The following is a 4,633-nucleotide window of genomic DNA, read 5'->3' on the forward strand; positions in this document are numbered from 1 at the left end:
GCCCCGCCTCTGAACACGCGAGCGCTATCGACGTCATTGAGATGTCCTCCCCCTCGGACTCCAAACTGGTCGAGCTGTGGAACGATTTACGGCGGACCGCGACATCAATCCGATCCGGTGTCGCGAACCAACCGTTGATGGCGGCGCATTTGGCAGCGTTGGCGACGTCCTACGTCCGCCGCGAAAATGACCAGGCCCACCTGCCCGACGTCTTATTCGCCCCGGGTGGCCGAGAGCGACTGTTAGGTTCCTGTGCAGAGATCGCATCGCTGATCACCGCCGTCACGGTTCGTGGTGCAACCGAGATCGCTGATGCAGATCTGGACAAAATGGCCACGAAGCTAGGCGACGCTCTCGCCAAGATCCATCAATGCGAGGCGATGCGTTGGAACGCCAAAGCGATCGGCCATTTCGCCCGTTCGGTCATCAGTCTCTCGGCAGCCGTCATTGCGAACGCTCGACCGAAGATCACGATCTGTCTTCACCACGAAAAATCAATCGAATCGCACGACCGGTTCACGCCCGCTGACGATGGAAGTCAGGCGGAAGACTCCGTCGATCGGCTGGACCAAGAACTGGCTGAATCGATTCGGTCCGGCGTCCCCAAGGCGGTCACAACATTGATGCAGTTGTGGTACGTCGCATTGACTCATCGAAGCGAACTTGAAACGTTCGACGAACCGCTCGCGGAGACGCCTCAACCCAAACGCAAGAAAAAGAAGAAGAAGAAGAAACAGGACCAGGATGAAACATCAGCGCACGACCCGCACGGTGACGAGTGATCCCTGACGCATCGACGCTCTCGTGGATCGGGAACGCCTGACAACCTTTGCCAGAATCATCAACCTTGGGAGACACCTCGGATGCCACCGATCAATGGTTTGTTACTTCGTGTGCCGAGGGGCACGAACGATTCGCCGGCTCTGGCCGGTCAACAAGACGCACCGTCAAGCGACAAGTTCGACTTCGAATGGCTGTTTTCGACTTCAGCGACGGAAACAGGATTGGCCGCCACGTCCGCTGGAAAGGATTGGTTGCTCGCGCGGCCCAAGGAATCCGTCGACGGTGCGAATCCTTGGGACTTGGTGCACGACGCGCGCGAGATGATGTCGCGTGGAGTCGGATTGGCTGGTGATGTCGTCCCCGACCTGATCGAACCGGATCTTGTGCAGGACTGGTTGCCCCTGATCCCAAGCCACCAAACGCGACTTGCCGCGGCCGACCAAGCTTGTGTCTTTGACGATCAGAACCGGGATCTACCCACTCGTCCGGGGCAGTTCGCCTGGCACTTGGGCGACGCGTTTTCACAGTTAGCCACCGCGCGGGCGCGAATCGGCGCCGACCCTGCCCTGGTGAGAATTGCCCATTTGGATACCGGCTATGACCCCGACCACCAGACCTTGCAAACGGACTTCGTCGAAAAGGGACTTCAGCGCAACTTCATCGACGGCAGTCCACCCGACGATGCGCGTGACCCCGGCAACACCGGCCCGTTGCGAAACCCCGGCCACGGCACGGCGACACTGGCACTGCTCGCCGGCGGACACCTTCGGTTCAACGGCGCGGGGTATCAATTCGATGGCCTGCTGGGAGGAGCACCCCAGGCCCGCGTCGTGCCGGTGCGCGTCGGCAATTCCGTCGTGCAATTGACGACCAGCAGTGTCGCTCGAGGCATTCAATACACGGTCGAACTGTGCACGCAAACACAAACTGCTGTGCACGTGATTTCGATGAGCATGGGGGGAGTCGCATCGCAAGCGTGGGCCGATGCGGTCAATCAAGCCTATGAAGCCGGGATCGTCTACGTGGCGGCAGCGGGCAACAATTTTTCGGCGGGCTTTTTTGGAGTCCCCACGCACCAAATTGTTTACCCCGCACGGTTCCGACGTGTCATCGCCGCCTGCGGCGTGATGGCCGACCGCACGCCCTACTACGACCTCAGCTTCGGAACGATGCAGGGCAACTGGGGACCACAATCGGCGATGGCCACTGCGATCAGCGCGTACACGCCCAACGTCCCCTGGGCCCGCATCGGCTGCAACGAACTGGTCAGCATGGACGGTGCCGGCACGTCATCGGCAACCCCACAAATTGCCGCCGCGGCCGCGTTGTATCTGCAGATCCACGCGGACGACTTGTTCGATTCGCAGAAGTACCCGGAACCGTGGATGCGTGTCGAAGCGGTCCGCCGGGCGCTGTTCCTGTCGGCCGACAAGACCGCCGATGGTGGCAGCCGCGAAAAACTGGGCAACGGCATCCTGCAGGCGCTTCGGGCGTTGGAAGTCGCACCGGCCGACCGCGACACGCTGCGCAAGACTCCGAGGGACTCGGCCGGCTTCCCGTTCCTCAACGTCCTGTTCCGACGCGGACTCGCTCCATCACCGGAAGACAAGATGCTTCAATTGGAAGCCACCCAGCTGATCCAGCGTTGGAACAGTACTCAGGAAGAAAACCCACTCGATCGAGCCGTCGACGATCCCGATCGCCCCTCCGAAGACGTGTCGCAAGACCAGATCATCGCGTTTCTGGATCAAGTCAGCCGGCACCGCGATGCATCGAAGGTCTTGAAAGCCAGGGCCAAAGAGTACTTGGACGCGACGACGAGGAAGCCGCCCCGACCGACCCGACCGAAGCCTCCTGCGACCGAGACGCCGCCGGCGGAAACTGACAAGACCGCTCCGCCGGCGAGCGTTTTCCAACCGCCGTCTCCGCCCTTTCGAACCCTCCGCGCTTACGCCGTCGATCCCAGTCTAACGACGTCCCTGGAAACGGCCGGCATCAGCGAGGTCACACTGAAACTGCCCTGGGAAACACTTCAACCCGGACCGATCGGCGAGTACTTGGAAGTGGTCGATGTCGATCCGCCCAGCGGCTGTTTCTACGAACCGGTCGATTTGGATGCCCCGGCCTTGCTGGCCCAGGACGGATTGCCCCCGTCGGAAGGATCGCCGCAGTTTCATCAGCAGATGGTGTATTCCGTTTGCAGCCTGACGATCAAACACTTCGAACGGGCACTCGGACGCAAATCACTGTGGCGACCCGGCCCACCGGCTGAAGGTGCCCATCGAAAAAACGACGCCCACTTTGTCCCCCGGCTACGCGTCTACCCGCACGCGTTGCGCGAAGCCAATGCGTATTATTCGCCATCGAAAGTGGCATTGTTGTTCGGCTACTTCAATGCCTCGCGCGATCGCCCCGGCGACCAATTGCCGGGCGGGCGCATCTTCACCTGTCTATCACACGACATCATCGCCCACGAAACCACGCATGCCTTGTTGGACGGCATGCACCGTCAGTTTCTGTTGCCCAGTAATCGCGACGTCCATGCCTTTCACGAAGGCTTTGCCGATTGCGTCGCAATGTTGCAGCATTTTACGTTTCCAGAACTGGTCACCCATCAAATCGCCAACACACGTGGGGCGATCGACGCGCAAGAGAACTTACTGGTGCAATTGGCATCCCAGTTCGGTCATGCGACCGGCCGAAGAATGGCACTGCGTGATGCGATCGGCAAAGTCAACCAAGACGGACGATGGCAGCTGCGCGAGCCCGATCCGCACGAATACGCGACGACCGAAGAATCCCATGCCCGCGGACGGATCCTCGTCTCGGCCGTGTTCGACGCGTTCCTGTCGATCTACAAACGCCGCACCGCCGATTTGCTGCGTTTGGCCACCGGCGGCACGGGCATCCTCAGCCCCGGCGCCATCCATCCCGATCTGGTTGACCGCCTGGCACGCGAAGTCACACGCTCAGCCCAGCATGTGTTGACGATGTGTATCCGAGCCTTGGATTACTGCCCACCGACCGACATTACCTTCGGCGAATACCTGCGGGCGATCATCACCGCCGATCACGACTTGATCACCAACGACGACTTGGGGTATCGAGTTTCGTTCATCGAAGCGTTCCGGCGGCGTGGCATCTATCCACACGACGTCCGCACACTCAGCGAAGCCAGTTTGCGCTGGCGATCACCCGAGTCGGAAGACCCGCTGCCCTCCGAAGGACTGATGCGATATCTGAAAAGTCTGCGCGCCGCGGGTAACGAGCATCTGTATGCGGATTCGCGAGAAGAGATTTTTAGACTGCAACGAAAGATGCGTTACGAGCTTCACACGTGGCTCAGTCGACACCTGAAATCGGCAGACGACAGGCAGCGTGATGCCCGGTTCCTGGGGCTCGATCCAAGTAAGTCGTTCGAAGTTCATTCGGCGCGGATCGCCTGTCGCGTCAGCCCCGATGGCGACGTGCTGCCCCAGCTGTTGATGGGACTGCTGCAAACGACCACACAGCCCGTGGATCCCAGTGACCCCAAGGGTCCCAGCATGTCGTTTGAAGGCGGCTGCACCGTCGTCGCCGATCTGCGCGCCAGCAGCGTACGTTACTGCATTCGAAAAAGCCTGCAAAGTTCTTCGCGGCTGGCCCGACAACAGGAGTTTGCACTCGGCGAATTCGATTCCTTACAGGCGACCTACTTGGGCGCACGCTCGCTGAACGCGGAGTCGCCCTCACATGGCGATGAGCCGTTCGCACTCCTCCACCGTGGTCCCTCCCTCTAGGCAACTCCAATGGCAAAACGCAAATCAGCCAGTAAAAAAGTCAAGACGCGGTCACAGGCCTCGACCAAGGC

At 60.5% G+C, this 4,633-nt stretch carries 2 protein-coding genes; both read left to right on the plus strand.

Going from position 1 to position 4,633, the window contains the following annotated elements; genetic code table 11:
* The coding region (locus tag ABX749_RS22935) for a hypothetical protein (protein WP_372898036.1) at positions 1–782 on the plus strand (782 nt) is incomplete at its 5' end.
* Between the two features lie 81 nt (positions 783–863).
* Positions 864–4,562 (plus strand): S8 family serine peptidase, encoded by a 3,699-nt coding sequence (locus tag ABX749_RS22940; protein ID WP_372898037.1) that lies wholly within the window; start codon positions 864–866, stop codon positions 4,560–4,562.
* Positions 4,563–4,633: the final 71 nt, after the last annotated feature.

It is taken from the genome of Stieleria sp. (assembly GCF_041595215.1).
GTDB lineage: Bacteria > Planctomycetota > Planctomycetia > Pirellulales > Pirellulaceae > Stieleria > Stieleria magnilauensis.

Bases quoted from the DNA above. Each gene is read 5' to 3' on its own strand.
- ABX749_RS22940 (WP_372898037.1), top strand. From the start codon at position 864: ATGCCACCGATCAATGGTTTGTTACTTCGTGTGCCGAGGGGCACGAAC.